The organism is Bacteroides sp. AF34-31BH, assembly GCF_003602795.1.
In the GTDB taxonomy this organism is placed as follows: domain Bacteria; phylum Bacteroidota; class Bacteroidia; order Bacteroidales; family Bacteroidaceae; genus Bacteroides; species Bacteroides uniformis.
Map to the genome: position 1 here is coordinate 1 of NZ_QTLV01000007.1, position 16,618 is coordinate 16,618.

The window sequence follows — 16,618 nt, forward strand, 5'->3', positions numbered from 1 at the left end:
TACAAATCCATCCAATGGAAACGTAGGCTGCCTAAGAATGTGCTTTCAGACGCAAGTGTATTTCTGACAGGATTCTATCCTAAACAATATTATCCAGAGCCACTTAGATTGGTTAAATATTGGGATGAAGAACAAGAACGAGAATTTACATTCATAACCAATGCGATGCATATATCTGCGCTTCAAGTTGCTGAACTTTATAAAAATCGCTGGCAGGTAGAGCTGTTTTTCAAATGGCTCAAGCAGCACCTTAAAATCAAAAGATTTTGGGGAACTACAGAGAATGCTGTTCGAATACAGATATATGCTGCTATATGCGCTTACTGTTTGGTGGCAATCATTCAACACGATATGCAACTGAACAGAAGTACATATGAAGTGTTACAAATACTGAGCATCTCATTGACTGATAAGACTCATCTGAGAGACCTCTTTGATAAAACTAAATTTCAAAATGACAAAGAACGATTCGGACCAAATGGGCCAAGTTTATTTAATTTTTAATTCGTCCCAATTTTAATGGGACACTAATGTTTTACAAAGGTAAAACAATTAAGTAAAATTCATCTATCATTGCTTTTCATATTTATTGTGTCTTTCTCTTTTGCATCGGAAGTATTAGCACTTACAGCAACCAGACAGTATGACATCGCCACGTTTGATCATACCGCTGGAAAACAACGATATACAATCTGAATCAAAACAGATTGTATATCACCAATTTCTTTTTTTGTGCCTTGTTAAACGTATAAGAAGTTCCTCCGGCAGATTTTCCATCCCAATAGGCAATCAGCCTACAGGCGTGTGAAATCATGTAATCATTACGGTGGGCATAGCATTGGGCATAATAATATTCGGATAGAACTACCACCTTGTCGGCTTGGCGCAAAATATCAGCATACCTCTGTTTGTCCTCTTTGTTGAAATACACATCTTGCCCGACATAAGGAACAACCGCCACCAAAACCATATCGGGATATTGTTTCCTTTGTTCAAGTACGGTATGAGCAGCCATCATGTCAAATCCAACCGCACAACCAATATAGAAAAAACGGATTCCATTCTCATAGCAGAAACGTACCTCTTCATTCAACGATACGGACAAAGCATATTTATTTGTTCGTATCGTTCTATGACCGGTAAAAGCAACGGACATCATTTTCATCCATTTATCACGTGCCTTTCTACATATATCCAACGAACCTGCCGAAGTTTCATACACCATTCCATTCACCTCATAACGATAAGTGAACCAAGTAGTATCTCCAAAGATATCCTTCTGCTTCTCTATATAACTCTCTTTTTCTTTCATCTTATAACATACGGACAACTGTTTTACCTAAAAAGAAACCTCCCAAAACCTCACCTCCTATTTTTTCCAACTGACATGCGAAACGAGCATACGAAAACCCTTTTGTTAAAATATCGTCAAATACCAAGATTTTCTTACCCCGAAAAAAGTCCTTGTCAAATTCTATCACTTGTACTTTTTGAAGCGACTTGCTGTCAAATTTCTCGTGAATAGCCAAACGATCTCCACTGACACGTATATGTTCATACGCATTGATAGCACCTGAAAACTTACACACAGCCGAAGCAAACCCCTTATAACGAAGTTCATTCTTATCAGCGGAAGAAGCCGGAACACAAGCAAAAACAATATTCTTAACATCATCACCAAAAACTTGATGTAACTTATTCGCTATCATCCAAGCTATATTCAAATAAGCTTTTCCATCCTTAAAACTCCATATCATCTTACGAATTTGCCATTCTCTTTCCGTTGCCTGCCGATATTGCATAGGAAGATACTCAAAGAAAGAAAACATCATCTTATGCCATTGTCTGTCTAAACTAGGATATTTACTCTGATGTGCCATAGTCTTTTATCTATTAAAATTAAACTTATGCTTCAGCTAGATTTAAAGACCTTTTTTTAAACCCCTTTCCGGGATGGCCTTTTCTTTCTGCCGACTTTTTTTTTGAGCTTTCATGCCCCATCTGAGTTTATGAGCCTTTTTTTTACGGCACGCATCAATAAGGAAGGAGGGATTAAGAAAAGTTTTGGACAACAAAAAATGTTGGGGACAGCGAAGCCGTCCGGCGTTATTTTTTTCGGGACAAAGGGCGAAGACCGGAACTCTTTCGTATCCATCCACCGAAATAATTTGCCGTTCAAAAACAAAGGATCTCAGATGGAGCATGAAAAAAGCACATTAGGGGAGGCAGAAAACAAGGAAAAGGGCAGTACGGAAAGTAAAACAAGCCATACGGTTTTGCAAGCAAAACCATACTCCTATCTCCCTGCCACAAGTGACAGGGGGGAACGGGTTAGCAACGGACTGCCGGGACAAACGGTAAAAGGAAGGGACTGCAATACGGAAGAAGGAGGTTGTTTCGGCAATGCCGAAGCTCCGGATGATGACCATTGCAATCCCGCCCACGTTTGGAACTTCTCTTTTCCGGTTTACCCATAATCAGCCGCATAGCGGATGATTACGGGTAAACCGGGAATGAGAACAGTCATTCCGATGAAGGGGAGGGTGGGAAAGAATACTGCGTGAACGCAAATTAATGGGATTACCAGTAACTCCAAGCGTTTTTTGCTACTTTTTTGGGGTGCTTGCCAAAAAGTAGCGGACAGCAAAATACCCTCCCTTCCCTAATCCAAAAGAAGGGAGAATGTGCTTCATTGAAGGTATATAGGTTCCGTTCCCTGATTATAACAATACATAGTGTTATTTCTGAAACCATCAAAGCATATATGAAAATCATCGAAATCCTGTTCCGTGGCCAAACGAACCTTATCACTCAACAAAACCATGCATTGTTTATTGACAGATGTAGCCAAAGAGGTAGTACGTCCCGGCTTTATCTCCAATGCCACCACATAAGAAGTCCTTCGTGGATAGATATACCCAATAATTTCCTCATTGAGTACAACCAAACGAATAACATCTTCATTCAAAACGGGAATATTATTAATTTTGCCCATCATTGTTATAATATAAATCAGTTTATAATCATTAAAATACAATATCATTACAAATGATACCTATAATTTTTATAGGTAAACTTTTCCACCGAGACCACCTCATAAAGATAGTCTTCATGGCAAGAAGCCATTATACAGTTCTCACATTCAAGAATAGGATTTATAACTACACGGAATTTAATAGTGCCGTCCACCAGAACAAACTCCACCCGATTAAAGAACCCTTGTAGAGAATGCCCTTCCTTATCCATCAGACGCACTACTTCACCTGTAAAAACAGCCAATTCCTTAGCCTGCCATTTCGCTTTACGCAAACAACTGTTCGCCGCTTTGACGTTCTCATTCACCTCTTTTGTTCTTATTGCTTTCATACCAAAATCCTTTTTACATATTTATCTTGTCAAAAATCAAAAGTCAGCTGCGTAGCCCTTGCGTTGCTCTGAATCGACCTCTTCAATTCAGAATTATCCTCCATTGCATTTTCAAGTTTCCTAATAAAAGAAGTGTCACCTGCTTCCGTTATCTTTAAAATAGGCAACCATACTCCGGCTATCAGCTGTAAATCTATATGATAACTTCTCCAATGCTGCATTGTCAATGTATTCATCCATGCGACTTCACCGGGTACGCTATTCATCATCAGATTGACAACGGTCATCTTTACACAAATCAAATCTATATCCGAGCCATAACAAAAAAGCCTTCCTCCATCATTCTCTTCCGCACATTTTTTTACAGCGGAAAGTAGCATCCTGCCGGAACCACAGCACGAATCACAGACCGACTGTTTAGGTTTCAGCCTATTTCCCCCCATACATGCCATCAAATCAGCAACGTGTATCGGGGTAAAGAACTGTCCGTTATTCCCATGACTGACACACTCCATGAACATATCTCCCAAGACATCGCAAAATCCTTCCGAATATTCAGACACCCTATAAAACATTTGAACAAAAAGTTCCATTTCATATGGCTTATATCTTTTTTCCACTCTACGATAATCCTCCGCCAACATCCCGACAGACAAATAGTAAAGACAAACATCCAAAAAATCCCGAAAGGCTTCTTCATATCCCCGACTGAAAGCAAGCTTTTCATAAAGTTTCATTATCTCCTTTGGTATCATACTTTTCTGACTTCATTATTCACAACATTCTATATTCCTTGTGCCATAGATTTTATCAAAAGCCGCTTTTATCTCCGAGCGATATTTACAGTCCTTCTCAAAACAAAGTTGTTTTGTCCAAAAATCGAAATCAAAACCATCGGTATTATCAATCGTTACAGAAACATAATCAGTCATACCACTCTGACATACAACCGTATGCCGATTTACACAAAAGTGGTCATTTAAAGCAGTTTCTTTTCGGGTAATGCGTTCTACCATCTTATCTATCCACTTCATACTTATAATATTTTATGTAATTGCCCCATTCCAAGAGGCAGTTACGGTTATACTCATTAAAAATCGTTCTCGTTCAAAAACAGCACATCGCCTTTCATCACCATCCAATTAATCTCACTCAGATGATAGCCACAATGCCCACTCAAAAAAATCTCAATCTCTTCAGTGGTCTGCAATCTCCTGTCTGGGCTTATCACCGCAACATTACCGGAATTACAATCCAATACAGCCAGTTTCTCATAAGCCCACTCACCAAACTGGCAGAACTCGATAAAATTGGTATAGGTTATCCGTATGCTATTGTTTGCATCAAATTCAAGGGGTGACTTTGTAATGAATGAACCTGCATGATTCACCACCACAGAGGGGCTAATCTCTGCCAATGAAGATAAGCTGTCATCCCATCTAATCTCATAAAGGAAAAATCCTTTTGGCAATGAATTGCGGTCTATACGATAACTGGAAAAAAGACCGTCTATCGTTTCATTAATAACTAACTGTTCATAATCTCCTTCTAAATAGTGTACTCGTGACATAACTCGTTGTTTTTTGGGATTGTTAAACTTCTAATTTTATGCTTCAGCTAGATTTAAAGACCTTTTTTTAAAACCCCTTTCCGGGATGGCCTTTTCTTTCTGCCGACTTTTTTTTTGAGCTTTCATGCCCCATCTGAGTTTATGAGCCTTTTTTTTACGGCACACAACAATAAGGAAGGAGGGATTAAGAAAAGTTTTGGACGACAAAAAATGTTGGGGACAGCGAAGCCGTCCGGCGTTATTTTTTTCGGGACAAAGGGCGAAGACCGGAACTCTTTCGTATCCATCCACCGAAATAAATTTGCCGTTCAAAAACAAAGGGTCTCAGATGGGGCTATGAAAAACGCACATTAAGGGAGGCAGAAAACTAGGAAAAGGGCAGTACGGAAAGTAAAACAAGCCATACGGTTTTGCCTGCAAAACCGTATTCCTATCTCCCTGCCACAAGTGGCAGGGGGGAACGGGTTAGCAACGGACTGCCGGGACAAACGGTAAAAGGACGGGGCTGCAATACGGAAGAAGGAGGTTGTTTCGGCAATGCCGAAGCTCCGGATGATGACCATTGCAATCCCGCCCACGTTTGGAACTTCTCTTTTCTGGTTTGCCCATAATCAGCCGCATAGCGGATGACTACGGGTAAACCGGAAATGAGAACAGTCATTCCGATGAAGGGGAGGGTGGGAAAGAATACTGCGTGAACGCAAAAACACAGTATGTCATCTTAAAACAATATCTTTAAAAAGTTTTTCAGAAGAAATGCTTACCAATATCCTAATAATTATTACTTTTGATAACATAATACAACGATATGGAAAAGAAAAAGATTACAATAGAGGTAGAACCAGCTACAGCCGTAGCTACCGTCGGTTTATTGCGTGGGATATTTCCCAGTATCATCGAACAACTGGAAAGGCAAGCCGCAACAAACGGCAGCCCCTTAAAATTCAATAAAGTAGAAAATATGCAAGAAGTATTGGATGAGATTTATGAAAAGTGCATTGCCGAAACGAACCTCCGGGAGTTTGCCCAGGCGCACTTAAATAGTGACGGATTACCTAACTGATACAGAAATACGGAATCTGCCAGCCATCCTTATTCCAAATAACAAATGGTACAGAATTACACACCTGTCATGTGGGATGACAAAGCATTTGCCTTTGTCCCCTACGAAGCATTCAGTGATTTGCCACATTATCCCAAAGAAAAATGTGAGCAAATTTGCAAAGAGCTGAACAGCCTTATAAGACTATGTACTTATAGGCCGAAAAAGGAAGATATTTATTTTCATCCGGTAAGTTATGTACGTCGTTCCGGAGGTTTCATAGTTACGGATAATCAGGCATCCTTTGAGAAATGCCCCTATCCTGCTTGCGCAGACCGTCATAGCTGCCAAAAAATATGTGATTTGATGAACCGTATCATTGAAGAGTCTTAATTATATAAAATACCATGGAACATCCAAACTCCAAATGCAGAATAGCACAAGCTGAATATTTAAGTCGGCTACCTGAAGAAGAACGGGAAAATAAGGCCAGAGATATTAGAATCGGAAACGCCAGCTATATTTACCACCAACAAGCGGTTCCAATCCAAGAAAACAGATTGATAATGTATTATAAAGAGTGGTTGGAAGGTCTTCCTCCCAACATTTCACGCCATATGAGAATGCTTGGATTTGAAGCATGTAAGACAATGATTCCGTTTACGAGATATGTGAACGAAAGAAACGATATTGGTATGCGTGACTGGATGCAAGAGCATCTTTCACCGAGTGACTTCAACTATTGGCAGGAACTTTCGAAAAAAGCAGGTTCGCCAACATTTTAATCCCATCCCGTTCAATACGCTGCCTGAAGAATAAAAGGTGCGTATTAAACGAGAATATTTTTTAGCGTTTAGTCATCTCTTCCCGCACCAGTTCCGTTTCTGTCGGGGAGAGTTTCGGCAATTTGACAGTTGCCGGACTTTCTAACTGGTAAGCCTTCACCTCATTGATAAGCAGCTGCCAGTCAAAAAGAAATTCTTCGGAACAACCATGTTTACGATAAATTTCTTTTGCTGCTTCCAAAATCTCAGGAGCGCAAAAATCGTCTCCCTGAAAGACAACTGCCGGACGATCATTATTGATACAGTCTCTCAATAATCGTAACTGATCTTTCATTGTGTTTACCTATTATGCGTTCTGTTGTTTTACCATTTTCAAAAATTCGTCAGACGGTTTAAATGCCGGTATGTTATGAGCCGGAATAATCATAGTAGTATTCTTAGAGATATTCCGAGCTGTCTTTTGCGCTCTCTTCTTCACTATGAAACTACCGAATCCACGAAGATAGACATTTTCCTCCTTACCCAACGAAGTCTTTACCTCGTTCATGAATCCTTCCAAAACAGCAAGCACCGCTTTGCCGTCGATGCCGGTTCTGGCAGATATTTCCTTTACGATTTCCGATTTAGTCATTTCTTTATAATTTGAAAATTAGCGTGCAAAGATAATTAATCCAATGGATTATTTAAAGTCTGGCATCCGCAGCAAGCCCTGCCTTCGCCCAATGAAGTGTTAAATTGTTGCGTATGGGTCAAGTTCCTTAATCCGCTTACACAAATAATCAAAGCGTTTCTTGGTAAGCGGTGTGAGTGTATCGAGGTTCTTGCCATCGAAATTCTCTCCGAAAATAAGGTCGTCCACTCCTATGCCGTGATTGTAATTCTCGCGCACGCAATCACGCAGAATCCAAAGGTTATGCAGGTTCACCCAGTCGGCTGTAATGTTTCTGATTTTACTGAACAGCAGCGCAGCAGTGTAAAGGTAGTGTCCGCAATGGTTGTAGTCATGCAACACCAGCTTGCCCTGGTAATAGATGTCGAAATCCTTGTTTTCTTCATCTTCCTTTGTATCGCAGTAGAAGAATGGAATGTCTTTCAGACCGTCCCAATTAATATAAGTAGTTGGCTTCATAATATCTTTTTTGAATACGCTACATAACCTGTTATTTGCACACTTTCCATTATTCACAGAACATTTGATGAAACACTTCCTTCAGTCTTTTTATCTCACTGAAATTCAAATCTCCAATCTTTCTTTTCAGCCGGCTTTTGTCCACCGTGCGAATCTGATCCGTGGCTATCTCCCCATCACGCCCGGCTACAGAACACAGAACCCGGTAAGGATAGTTCCTTATGGTGGAGGTTATCGGAGCAATGACTACTATTGTAAGGTACATATTCAAATCTGAAGGAGTTACAACAACACATGGCCGTGTCTTTGCCATTTCACCCCCACGGGTAGGGTCTAACTCTACCCAATACACTCCATACTGTTCTACCATGTCCAATCCTCAAACTTTTCATCCTCAAACACATCAGGGATAAGCAACTCATCATCCCCATTCTCATGGGCACGTTTGGCAGCTTCCGCCCATCCCTGCCGTGGTTGTGCCTTTATCACAATATTGTTCCCGTCCAAAGAAATGCTCACAGCCGATTTCAAGGACAAACGCAACTGTTTCAATATCTCGGAAGGAAGTATTATCCCCTTGCTGTTTCCAATCTGAATAATGTTTGTTACCATAATGTTATAACTTTAAAATTGATTATCACAACACAAATATAGACAAAGTTATAACAATACCAAAAGAAAAGCCAACTTTTTTCCATTTTCACCGATAACCCGGCCAACGGCTGCACTCGTCGGGAGGCTAGTGCCCCCCTTGCCGTGCGGCGCTCCCCGACCTATGATTCTTATCATGTCTTGTGTCCTTTTCTCCGCTTCTAACAAACAAATCTGCATAAAATATAGATTTGCGTTTCCATTTGAATTTTAGTTATTTGATACCCTAACTATGAATAGCAAACAGATAACTGATTTTTAAAACAGCAGAATGTTTCTGTTTTATTAAAATAAAAAGGGAACAAATTTTTAAGGTAATACTTACGGAAAAAACAGACTTTATAACGTTTCTTTTTCGTACATTTGCAACAATATAATAAAAGCGAAACATATAATGGAGAAGCAAGGAGAAATCATACTATACCAACCGGATGAAGCTGTAAGGTTGGAAGTACGTTTAGAAGATGAAACCGTTTGGCTCACACAAGCGCAGATAGCAGAACTTTTTCAACGTGACAGAACCGTTATTACCAAACATATAAATAATGTTTTTAAGGAAAAGGAATTGGAAGAGAAAAGCAATGTGCATTTTTTGCACATTGCTAATTCCGATAAGCCTGTCAAGTTCTTTAGTCTAGACGTAATAATTTCAGTTGGATACAGAGTTAAAAGCGTAAGAGGTACGCAATTCAGGCAATGGGCAAATAAAATTTTAAAAGAATATTTATTGAAAGGTTATTCTATAAACCAACGGCTCAATGACATGGAATATAGAATGAACAATAGATTCTTCCAAATAGAGAAAACCATTGCTGAACATGATGCAAAGATAGACTTCTTTGTACGCACCTCATTGCCTCCGGTGGAAGGTATATTCTTTGACGGTCAGATATTCGATGCGTATAAGTTTGCTACAGATTTAATAAAGTCTGCCAAATGCTCACTTGTGCTTATCGACAACTATGTAGATGAATCCGTGTTACTCATGTTGAGCAAACGAAACAGTGGAGTATCAGCTACTATTTATACACAAAATAAACGCACAGCTCCAACTTGATTTAAACAAACACAATGACCAATATCCTCCCATTGAAGCTAGAACCTACAAAAGTAGTCATGACCGCTTCTTAATCATTGATAATACGGAAGTATATCATATTGGGGCATCGCTAAAGGATTTGGGCAAGAAAATGTTTGCTTTCTCCAAACTGGAACTTCCTGCCCATACGATAATTGATGTATTATGAAATAAGCTAATCACCCATGCGAGAAGCGGAAGAGAATATAAAATTCAAGATGGAAATTGACGTATTGGTTCCCATTCCACGTACTGTCACCCGTGATTTCACCAGTTTGAAGCACCTGCGTCAATGGCAGAAACGGAATGACATCGATGGTTCTCTTTACTGTTTTGCACACCGGGAATACCTGCTCAACGAAAAGGGAGAATGGGAACAATTTACCGTTATCGGCAAACAGGTAGTGACTATCGGAGAACTGGAAAGGCTTCTTTTGGCAATGAAGCAAAAGGGGTTCAACCAATACAGCCGTGAGGAATATGAAGAATTAATGTCTTCATATTTGAAAAAGTGAAGAATTAAAACCTTCATTACACATTTAAATACGAAAACAGGATGAAAATAGGATATGCCCGTGTTTCCACCAAGGAACAACATCTGGATATGCAACTGGAAGCGTTGAAGGCTGCCGGATGCGAGAAAATCTTCTCTGAGAAAATGACCGGACGTCAACAAAACCGCCCGGAACTGGATGCCTGCCTGAGCTTTCTCCGGGAAGGCGACACACTTGTCGTATATAAGCTGGACCGGCTTGGCCGTTCGCTGAAGAATATCCTTACGCTATTGGAAGATTTCAAGAATAGGGGCATCCAATTCACCTCACTGCAAGACAACATCAGTACGGAAGGCGCAATCGGCCAACTGATGAACAACATTCTCGGTGCTTTCGCTCAGTTTGAAAGAGACCTTATCTATGAGAGAACCCAAGAAGGCAGAAGAATCGCCAAGGAAAAAGGTGTCAAATTCGGCAGAAAGACACTTATCAACAAAAACAACATCGCCAAGCAGAAAAGCTGCATCCAACTCTATGAATCCGGAACGCCGGTAAGGGAGATACAGAAAATATTAAACATAGGCAGTAGCGGAACAGTATATCGCCTATTAAGAAGGAATGGAATTGCGCTGAAATCCGAGAACAAAAATAACAAATAACGAATAAACCTCTGCCCATCCTTCAAAGATGATTCTCAAAGATCGTCTGCAATTCCACCTCTCAGCAAGATTATAGGAAAGTCCCCTTCACGGGGACTGATTTTTTTTAATTTTAATACAATAACTCCATGCACTCCTGTACCGCTTTTTCCAATGCTTCTTCCAAACAACAAAAAGCGTCCGCATTACTTTCGGAGTCATACAACACATAATCTCCAGCCCTCACAACCACATGCCAGACCGCCACGTTTTGTTCTGTTTGAAACGTATATTCACGAGTCTGTATCATCCATTGGATACATGCTGCCAGTGTCGGGCACTCGCACATATACATCGGGGTATTCCTTCCCTCAATATCGGTGCGTAGCCTATCCTGTTTGTCATACCAATACTCACAAGGCACGTAATAGTATAATTCCTTCATCATAAGAGCTGTGTCGCTATTAACCAATCTCTCTTTGTTGATTTGTGTAATCAAATTTTCCATATTAGCATTATTTAAGTTGAACATCTGATTTATTCTTCAGCTAGATTCAAGACCTTTTCATTTTTTGTATCGGGAAGGTCTTTGGTCAGCCGACCTTTTTTTTGATGTCATTCCCCATCTGAGTTCTGAGCCTTTTTTCGGCATATCAAGGTCTGGATTGCAAGCAATAAGCCAAGTTTCACTTATGGAAAATGTCGGGAAGACACTTCTTCATCGTTATTTTCCATACAGTAAAGGCGCATGGCCGTAACTTGCCATTTGCGGAATCCCGAAACCTTTGCCGAGCAAAAAGCCGGACTCGGATCGGAGGAAAGAAGCCGGGGGAGGCAGCCCACAGAAAGGGCAATCCGATACAATCAAGAAATTAACCTGCTATACCCTTGTGCGAGTGAAATAATCCATCATAGACACTACATACCTAAGTAGTGGTATCAATACACCGATCACATATATCATAGCGTAGCCCAAAAGGACAAAAGGTAATGTTTTACGATAAAGACATGCAACAGCGAGCAATATAAACGAAAAAGAAAAGCCATAAACCCCATATTGAAAACCGGGTATCAACTCATAAACAGGTACGGGTTCCGGATGAAGCATGGCTCCGGCCACAATAGAATAAAGGCTGGTCAATAATATAAGCAGCGTATATAAGCAACTCTTAAGAATCCTGGGATCATTCCTTTTACAATAGAGAATCGTTCGGATATCACTTCTAAGAAACTCAATGCCCAGTAAGAGAGCCACCATAACGCCTGTATCAAAAGTAGAAAATACATTCATTCCGATCACCTTTGGCGCGAAGATATGTATTTATTCTGAAAAGCCACGTCTTTGCGTATTTTACGATGTCGCATCCGATAGTCCGGGAAGCATTTTTTTGGTTCTTTTTTGGGGTGACTGCCAAAAAAGAACCCCGAAGCCGAAATCCCGGGCAGACGGGATTTCTCCCGTCCACCTTACCTATTTTGCAATCTTCCCTCGTCCGCATAGCTATAATAGTTATTGCCTGCCACAATCACATGGTCAACCAAACGGATGTCTAATGTTTCAGCGGCTTTTTTAACTGCTTCCGTCAAGCGGTCATCCGCACTGCTGGGCTTGCGTGCTCCTGATGGGTGGTTATGTACCATGATAAAAGATACGGCGTTATAATACAATGCCTGCTTCATGATAACCCGTATATCCACAGGGGCGGTATTTATCCCGCCGCATGAGATACGGACTTTACGGATGAGTTTGGACGAACTGTTCAGCAACAGCACCCACATCTCTTCAGTAGCTATATCGCACAAAACAGGATGCATCATTTTATAAACATTATTGCTGGATAAAAGCGCAGGACTTTCAACTTGCCCTTCTTTCAGCCGTTTATATAGCTCAATCGCCGCATAAGCGACTTTTTTACGGCTGGGTGTTAGTGTTTCCAGTACATCAGACAAGCACAATCCTTCTATTTCCATCTGTTCATACTTATATTCTTCACGTTTCAGTTTCTCACTGTTCGTCAAGGTATAAATCAACTCGCTGTTTTCCATCACCCGATAAACGTCATTCACTTCAAATACGGTTCTCTTCGTTTTCATACTGCCAAAAATTAAAAGATTAATACTCGCAAACATCGCTTGTCGCCCCAACCATAAATTTTTCCTCAACTGATTGGGAACAGTGCATTGAAGAGAAAGCGGGAAAGACGGATCAGAACGGGATTGAACTGGTAAATACTACCTCCCGGAATGGGAGGATGGAGATTTGGCTTTTCAATATCGGGCGTTCCGGCCACGCCTACCTTCGCAATGTTCCTATCAGTTCAGGAAAAAATCATCATACCTCTCTTCCGGCATAGCCGGAGCGTAGAGCGTTAGGGATAGCAGGGAAAAGCCTGGAGGGTAACGAGGACTTGCAACGAATAGCCCGGTCAGAAGGGAACGCCCTGAAAAACTAATTCGGATACAGAAGATGAACAGAACCGCCTTCCAATCATATAAAAAAGCGTGAAAATCAACACATACTTCCGAAAAATCTTTTTCCGAAAGTACGTATAGGGCATGTGAAGGGAAAATTTATTTTCCCAGTCATTTCTATGTTATCGCTTTGGGGATATTTAAAGGGGTTAGGAGTTTAGGTCTTTATTATGTATTTTGGTGGATGGTTTTACACAGCCGATACCTTTTATTTAAAAATTTCTCTCTTTTATTTCACTGATATACCGACATATAAAAAAAACAGGGATTACCTATTCCCTTCATTAACGGGTGGACGGTTTTACACAGCTGACAAGTGAAACCGGACGCTTTTACACAACTAAAGCAAAAGGAGTGGACGGTTCTACACAACTAGAAGCAACAAACGGGACACTTCTACACAACTAAAACAGGCAAAGCGGATGACTCCACACATCTAATCACCCCAATAGGGACACTTCTACACAACTAATTCTATAAAAAACCGTGAAACGTGGACGGTTCTACACAGCTGGATCGTCCATGTTCACCGCCCCGTCCGTCTCCGGAGATATGAACTCTTCAGGAGCAGGAGCAACTTCCGTTCCATTGGCACTCTCCAACTCTTCCTGTGCCCATCCTTCCGGAAACCTGCCGAATACAGCCACGAAATCACTGATATATATCTGTTTCTTCTTTTCTACGCTTTCCGGGGAGTTTGCCCATAAAAGGAACTCTTTATACAGTCCGGCATCTTCCTCCACCTCTTTGATCTTCTTCCTCCTGACAGCCATATCCGTGTCCGGGTAGGCAATCTCGACATACAGCCCAAGCAGGTTCTTATAGAATTTCTTCACCACGACAGCATATTGTCCTTCATCAAAATAGTGCAGCGTATGCCTAGGAAACGAGAACAACACGGTATATGCCCATCTCTCATGATCGCCTTTCACAAAAGAGAAATTGAAATTGGTATATTTCAGGTAAGTATTCATCTTTTTCAGTATCGAGGCGACCTTCTTTTTCCGGTCTTTGGGTTCGGCAATCTCTATGCCGAGCTTTTTAGCCAGCTGATCGACTGTCAGCACATAAAAAGGAGCCTCATTCTTGGTGGTCTTATACTTGATCAGGTAAACCATCTTGGAAAGTTCCAGATAGAAATAGCGGTAACGGCTGGGCAGGCTACGGTAATCCTGAAGTTCCAAGAGGTTATAGAGCGAGAACATGAAATTCTTTATCTCCGGGCTTACCACTGCCGAGTACAGCCTTTTCGTTGACTTCTTCGTCTTGAAATCGGTCATTATGTCGAAACGTTTCAAGATCTGCACGAAATTATAGGATGTACGGCCATCCTCGCCAATGGTCGGATAGCAGAGGTTCTCCAATCCCAGTTTATAGAGAGCCGCCTCAAAAACCGTCTCGATAGGATGGCTGATTCTCTGTCCTGCCGTGTCGGTACATACATATTCCGGCTGCATATTCTTTCCGAACATGGCCGCGAGCTGCCGGCTATCCAGCTTGCGCTGCAAGTTGGTACGGTCATACCCCATCTTACGGCAGAAGTCTTCTACGGAGAACCAGGAAGTCCCGAACAAGTCTTTGAGGTGATAGCTGCCCAGGTATATGATCAGATCGAGCATGACATTTCCACCTGCCTCATACAACCGTTCAATCAGCACGGAATTATAGCTTTCCCCAAGCACCCTAGGGACACGAATCAGTTCTTTTGCCATGATAATACTTACAAAATCAATCCTTTCTCTGTTTTCATTGCCACAAAGATAGGCATACCGGCCAACATACGCGTCATAATTATCAATCAGTTTTAACGGTATGACCGGTATGGGAAAAGGAGAAGTACTTTCCTGAAGAATGCTTTATCCGCCCTTCATCAGAAAGAAAGCATCTTACACCTGTACCCCATAGACATCCTATATTACTTTTTCAGTTCTTCCGATAAAAAGGAACGGTCTATCAATACTTGCACCAATGGTTTCTCTTTGACAAACTCATCAAGCTCACGCTTTATCAATTTATTGCCCAACCCTATGCGTCGTCCAAATTCCTCGAAATCCTTCCGCCCTACCTGATGAGCAATTTGACTCCACATTGTCATCTGTAATCGACTCAACCCTCGGTCTAAGGTGTAGATCGTTAGGTTATCAGTACAGCGAAATCATCCGTTCTCTCATGAGTATCTACTTCTGTGGTGGCTCATGTATTGAGGATGTCACTACTCATTTGATGAACCATCTCTCGCTTCATCCGACACTTCATACTTGTAGTTCTGATACTATCCTCAGAGCGATAAAGGAACTGACGCAAGAAAACATCTCATACACATCAGATACGGGTAAGAACTACGATTTCAACACGGCTGACACTCTCAATACTTTACTGCTCAATTGTATGTTTGCATCTGACCAACTGAAAGAGGGTGAGAAGTATGATGCAAAGCCTACATACAAGAAGTTCTCTGGTTATCGCCCTGGCGTGGCGGTTATTGGTGACTTGATTGTTGGCATTGAGAATAGCGATGGTAACACAAAAGTTCCATTTCATGGCACGTTTTCTCGCCATGGCAGAGCTTAAGTAAACTTAGCTCTGCTCATCTGGCTTAACGAAAACCTTCGTTTTCATCAGAAGGACACGCTGAAGAGGTTCTTTGAGAGATTTGAACAGAACAGGCTCACTATCAATCGTTTCAGAGCTGATTGCGGATCATGTTCCGAGGAAATCGTGGAGGAAATAGAGAAACACTGCAAGTCCTTCTATATCCGCACTAACCGCTGCAGTTCGCTCTACAATGACATATTTGCTCTCAGAGGCTGGAAGACTGAGGAAATCAATGGCATTGAGTTTGAATTGAACTCTATCCTTGTTGAGAAGTGGAAGGGTAAAGCATACCGACTTGTGATTCAAAGACAGAAACGGATGGATGGTGTGCAGGATCTTTGGGAAGGAGAATACACATACCGTTGTATCCTGACTAACGACTATGAATCTTCCGTAAGAGAAATTGTCGAGTTCTATAACCTTCGTGGAGGAAAGGAACGTATCTTTGATGATATGAACAATGGTTTCGGGTGGGACAGATTGCCCAAATCCTTCATGGCCGAGAACACTGTGTTCCTTCTTCTTACAGCACTTATCCGTAACTTCTACAAGGCCATTATCCAAAGACTTGACGTAAAGAGGTTCGGACTCAATGCAACAAGTCGCATAAAAGCGTTTGTCTTCAGGTTTATCTCTGTACCAGCCAAGTGGATCAGGACATCAAGGCGGTATGTGCTGAATATCTATACCTGTAACAATGCTTACGCAGATATTTTTCAGACTGATTTTGGATAACGCCTACAACTTATGGGTATGATACTGCGTATTGTCTCAAGTCGCATTGTGGGGTAAGGGGAT

Annotated in this window: 24 protein-coding genes and 2 pseudogenes; 10 read left to right on the plus strand and 16 right to left on the minus strand. The window is 41.2% G+C overall.

Annotated elements, in window-relative coordinates; all coding sequences use genetic code 11:
* On the plus strand, positions 1–504 hold a 504-nt coding region (locus DWZ67_RS11635), incomplete at its 5' end, for a transposase (RefSeq protein WP_133302941.1).
* Between the two features lie 193 nt (positions 505–697).
* Here DWZ67_RS11635 and DWZ67_RS11640 read toward each other — a convergent pair.
* Complete coding sequence (locus DWZ67_RS11640) at positions 698–1,312, minus strand: SLOG family protein (RefSeq protein WP_005868759.1); 615 nt, start codon at positions 1,310–1,312, stop codon at positions 698–700.
* A 1-nt stretch (position 1,313) separates the two neighbouring features.
* Entirely contained in the window at positions 1,314–1,880 is a 567-nt protein-coding gene (locus tag DWZ67_RS11645; protein WP_005868760.1) for a phosphoribosyltransferase, read from the minus strand.
* Between the two features lie 396 nt (positions 1,881–2,276).
* Here DWZ67_RS11645 and DWZ67_RS20105 point away from each other — a divergent pair, with 396 nt between their 5' ends.
* A complete protein-coding gene (locus DWZ67_RS20105) occupies positions 2,277–2,477 on the plus strand; it encodes a hypothetical protein (RefSeq protein WP_008782408.1) in 201 nt (66 codons plus the stop codon).
* A 565-nt stretch (positions 2,478–3,042) separates the two neighbouring features.
* Here DWZ67_RS20105 and DWZ67_RS11665 read toward each other — a convergent pair.
* The 4 genes from DWZ67_RS11665 to DWZ67_RS11680 form a co-directional block, all read right to left on the minus strand.
* Entirely contained in the window at positions 3,043–3,366 is a 324-nt protein-coding gene (locus tag DWZ67_RS11665) for a hypothetical protein (RefSeq protein WP_005868762.1), read from the minus strand.
* A 29-nt stretch (positions 3,367–3,395) separates the two neighbouring features.
* Positions 3,396–3,959, minus strand: a complete 564-nt coding sequence (locus DWZ67_RS11670) for an N-6 DNA methylase (protein WP_225990576.1) — start codon at positions 3,957–3,959, stop codon at positions 3,396–3,398.
* A gap of 177 nt (positions 3,960–4,136) precedes the next feature.
* On the minus strand, positions 4,137–4,400 hold the full coding sequence (locus DWZ67_RS11675; RefSeq protein WP_005868765.1) for a hypothetical protein: 264 nt from the start codon (positions 4,398–4,400) through the stop codon (positions 4,137–4,139).
* 56 nt (positions 4,401–4,456) lie between these two features.
* Positions 4,457–4,936 carry an LPD28 domain-containing protein gene (locus DWZ67_RS11680; RefSeq protein ID WP_005868767.1) on the minus strand — a complete coding sequence of 160 codons (480 nt, stop codon included), beginning with the start codon at positions 4,934–4,936 and terminating at the stop codon, positions 4,457–4,459.
* A gap of 410 nt (positions 4,937–5,346) precedes the next feature.
* Here DWZ67_RS11680 and DWZ67_RS20265 point away from each other — a divergent pair, with 410 nt between their 5' ends.
* The 4 genes from DWZ67_RS20265 (at position 5,347) to DWZ67_RS11705 (ending at position 6,763) form a co-directional block, all read left to right on the plus strand.
* Positions 5,347–5,547 carry a hypothetical protein gene (locus DWZ67_RS20265; RefSeq protein WP_007564649.1) on the plus strand — a complete coding sequence of 67 codons (201 nt, stop codon included), beginning with the start codon at positions 5,347–5,349 and terminating at the stop codon, positions 5,545–5,547.
* Between the two features lie 197 nt (positions 5,548–5,744).
* A complete protein-coding gene (locus DWZ67_RS11695; protein ID WP_005868768.1) occupies positions 5,745–5,999 on the plus strand; it encodes a hypothetical protein in 255 nt (84 codons plus the stop codon).
* Between the two features lie 45 nt (positions 6,000–6,044).
* Complete coding sequence (locus DWZ67_RS11700) at positions 6,045–6,371, plus strand: hypothetical protein (RefSeq protein WP_005868769.1); 327 nt, start codon at positions 6,045–6,047, stop codon at positions 6,369–6,371.
* Positions 6,372–6,385: 14 nt separating this feature from the next.
* Positions 6,386–6,763, plus strand: a complete 378-nt coding sequence (locus DWZ67_RS11705; protein ID WP_005868770.1) for a hypothetical protein — start codon at positions 6,386–6,388, stop codon at positions 6,761–6,763.
* A 61-nt stretch (positions 6,764–6,824) separates the two neighbouring features.
* On the opposite strand, the gene DWZ67_RS11710 is transcribed toward DWZ67_RS11705, so the two are convergent.
* The 5 genes from DWZ67_RS11710 to DWZ67_RS11730 all read right to left on the minus strand — a co-directional run bounded on the left by DWZ67_RS11710 (position 6,825) and on the right by DWZ67_RS11730 (position 8,504).
* Entirely contained in the window at positions 6,825–7,097 is a 273-nt protein-coding gene (locus DWZ67_RS11710) for a hypothetical protein (RefSeq protein ID WP_005868772.1), read from the minus strand.
* Positions 7,098–7,109: 12 nt separating this feature from the next.
* A complete protein-coding gene (locus DWZ67_RS11715) occupies positions 7,110–7,394 on the minus strand; it encodes an HU family DNA-binding protein (protein ID WP_005868774.1) in 285 nt (94 codons plus the stop codon).
* Positions 7,395–7,493: 99 nt separating this feature from the next.
* Positions 7,494–7,892 (minus strand): hypothetical protein, encoded by a 399-nt coding sequence (locus DWZ67_RS11720; RefSeq protein ID WP_005868776.1) that lies wholly within the window; start codon positions 7,890–7,892, stop codon positions 7,494–7,496.
* Between the two features lie 49 nt (positions 7,893–7,941).
* Entirely contained in the window at positions 7,942–8,262 is a 321-nt protein-coding gene (locus tag DWZ67_RS11725) for a type II toxin-antitoxin system PemK/MazF family toxin (protein ID WP_005868777.1), read from the minus strand.
* Complete coding sequence (locus DWZ67_RS11730) at positions 8,256–8,504, minus strand: AbrB/MazE/SpoVT family DNA-binding domain-containing protein (RefSeq protein WP_005868778.1); 249 nt, start codon at positions 8,502–8,504, stop codon at positions 8,256–8,258. Before DWZ67_RS11730 ends, DWZ67_RS11725 begins: the two co-directional genes overlap by 7 nt.
* 433 nt (positions 8,505–8,937) lie before the next feature.
* Between DWZ67_RS11730 and DWZ67_RS11740 the strand changes: the two are divergent.
* The 3 genes and pseudogenes from DWZ67_RS11740 (at position 8,938) to DWZ67_RS11755 (ending at position 10,774) form a co-directional block, all read left to right on the plus strand.
* A pseudogene (locus tag DWZ67_RS11740) lies at positions 8,938–9,790 on the plus strand (virulence RhuM family protein).
* 16 nt (positions 9,791–9,806) lie between these two features.
* Positions 9,807–10,136 (plus strand): hypothetical protein, encoded by a 330-nt coding sequence (locus DWZ67_RS11750; RefSeq protein ID WP_005868780.1) that lies wholly within the window; start codon positions 9,807–9,809, stop codon positions 10,134–10,136.
* Positions 10,137–10,177: 41 nt separating this feature from the next.
* Entirely contained in the window at positions 10,178–10,774 is a 597-nt protein-coding gene (locus tag DWZ67_RS11755) for a recombinase family protein (RefSeq protein WP_005868781.1), read from the plus strand.
* 112 nt (positions 10,775–10,886) lie between these two features.
* Here the strand turns inward: DWZ67_RS11755 and DWZ67_RS11760 are convergent, their stop codons facing one another.
* The 5 genes from DWZ67_RS11760 to DWZ67_RS11785 all read right to left on the minus strand — a co-directional run bounded on the left by DWZ67_RS11760 (position 10,887) and on the right by DWZ67_RS11785 (position 15,314).
* Entirely contained in the window at positions 10,887–11,285 is a 399-nt protein-coding gene (locus DWZ67_RS11760; protein WP_005868782.1) for a hypothetical protein, read from the minus strand.
* Positions 11,286–11,633: 348 nt separating this feature from the next.
* Entirely contained in the window at positions 11,634–12,044 is a 411-nt protein-coding gene (locus DWZ67_RS11765) for a hypothetical protein (RefSeq protein WP_005868783.1), read from the minus strand.
* Positions 12,045–12,220: 176 nt separating this feature from the next.
* Positions 12,221–12,847 carry a RadC family protein gene (locus DWZ67_RS11775; protein ID WP_005868785.1) on the minus strand — a complete coding sequence of 209 codons (627 nt, stop codon included), beginning with the start codon at positions 12,845–12,847 and terminating at the stop codon, positions 12,221–12,223.
* A gap of 881 nt (positions 12,848–13,728) precedes the next feature.
* Positions 13,729–14,937, minus strand: a complete 1,209-nt coding sequence (locus tag DWZ67_RS11780; RefSeq protein WP_005868786.1) for a hypothetical protein — start codon at positions 14,935–14,937, stop codon at positions 13,729–13,731.
* A 203-nt stretch (positions 14,938–15,140) separates the two neighbouring features.
* Complete coding sequence (locus DWZ67_RS11785) at positions 15,141–15,314, minus strand: hypothetical protein (RefSeq protein WP_224201638.1); 174 nt, start codon at positions 15,312–15,314, stop codon at positions 15,141–15,143.
* Between DWZ67_RS11785 and DWZ67_RS11790 the strand changes: the two are divergent.
* Positions 15,296–16,555: pseudogene (locus tag DWZ67_RS11790) on the plus strand (IS1380 family transposase); the annotation flags it as partial. The gene DWZ67_RS11785 and the pseudogene DWZ67_RS11790 overlap by 19 nt on opposite strands.
* Between the last annotated feature and the right edge of the window lie 63 nt (positions 16,556–16,618).

What these genes read in the sequence shown, in the direction of transcription:
- DWZ67_RS11700 (WP_005868769.1), top strand. Translation starts at nt 6,045, where the DNA reads ATGGTACAGAATTACACACCTGTCATGTGGGATGACAAAGCATTTGCC.
- DWZ67_RS11725 (WP_005868777.1), bottom strand. Translation starts at nt 8,262, where the DNA reads ATGGTAGAACAGTATGGAGTGTATTGGGTAGAGTTAGACCCTACCCGT.
- DWZ67_RS11640 (WP_005868759.1), bottom strand. Translation starts at nt 1,312, where the DNA reads ATGAAAGAAAAAGAGAGTTATATAGAGAAGCAGAAGGATATCTTTGGA.
- DWZ67_RS11750 (WP_005868780.1), top strand. Translation starts at nt 9,807, where the DNA reads ATGCGAGAAGCGGAAGAGAATATAAAATTCAAGATGGAAATTGACGTA.
- DWZ67_RS11715 (WP_005868774.1), bottom strand. Translation starts at nt 7,394, where the DNA reads ATGACTAAATCGGAAATCGTAAAGGAAATATCTGCCAGAACCGGCATC.
- DWZ67_RS11780 (WP_005868786.1), bottom strand. Translation starts at nt 14,937, where the DNA reads ATGGCAAAAGAACTGATTCGTGTCCCTAGGGTGCTTGGGGAAAGCTAT.
- DWZ67_RS11645 (WP_005868760.1), bottom strand. Translation starts at nt 1,880, where the DNA reads ATGGCACATCAGAGTAAATATCCTAGTTTAGACAGACAATGGCATAAG.
- DWZ67_RS11710 (WP_005868772.1), bottom strand. Translation starts at nt 7,097, where the DNA reads ATGAAAGATCAGTTACGATTATTGAGAGACTGTATCAATAATGATCGT.
- DWZ67_RS11665 (WP_005868762.1), bottom strand. Translation starts at nt 3,366, where the DNA reads ATGAAAGCAATAAGAACAAAAGAGGTGAATGAGAACGTCAAAGCGGCG.
- DWZ67_RS11695 (WP_005868768.1), top strand. Translation starts at nt 5,745, where the DNA reads ATGGAAAAGAAAAAGATTACAATAGAGGTAGAACCAGCTACAGCCGTA.
- DWZ67_RS11760 (WP_005868782.1), bottom strand. Translation starts at nt 11,285, where the DNA reads ATGTTCAACTTAAATAATGCTAATATGGAAAATTTGATTACACAAATC.
- DWZ67_RS11730 (WP_005868778.1), bottom strand. Translation starts at nt 8,504, where the DNA reads ATGGTAACAAACATTATTCAGATTGGAAACAGCAAGGGGATAATACTT.
- DWZ67_RS11680 (WP_005868767.1), bottom strand. Translation starts at nt 4,936, where the DNA reads ATGTCACGAGTACACTATTTAGAAGGAGATTATGAACAGTTAGTTATT.
- DWZ67_RS11755 (WP_005868781.1), top strand. Translation starts at nt 10,178, where the DNA reads ATGAAAATAGGATATGCCCGTGTTTCCACCAAGGAACAACATCTGGAT.
- DWZ67_RS11775 (WP_005868785.1), bottom strand. Translation starts at nt 12,847, where the DNA reads ATGAAAACGAAGAGAACCGTATTTGAAGTGAATGACGTTTATCGGGTG.
- DWZ67_RS11675 (WP_005868765.1), bottom strand. Translation starts at nt 4,400, where the DNA reads ATGAAGTGGATAGATAAGATGGTAGAACGCATTACCCGAAAAGAAACT.
- DWZ67_RS11765 (WP_005868783.1), bottom strand. Translation starts at nt 12,044, where the DNA reads ATGAATGTATTTTCTACTTTTGATACAGGCGTTATGGTGGCTCTCTTA.
- DWZ67_RS11705 (WP_005868770.1), top strand. Translation starts at nt 6,386, where the DNA reads ATGGAACATCCAAACTCCAAATGCAGAATAGCACAAGCTGAATATTTA.
- DWZ67_RS11785 (WP_224201638.1), bottom strand. Translation starts at nt 15,314, where the DNA reads ATGTGGAGTCAAATTGCTCATCAGGTAGGGCGGAAGGATTTCGAGGAA.
- DWZ67_RS11720 (WP_005868776.1), bottom strand. Translation starts at nt 7,892, where the DNA reads ATGAAGCCAACTACTTATATTAATTGGGACGGTCTGAAAGACATTCCA.
- DWZ67_RS11670 (WP_225990576.1), bottom strand. Translation starts at nt 3,959, where the DNA reads ATGGAACTTTTTGTTCAAATGTTTTATAGGGTGTCTGAATATTCGGAA.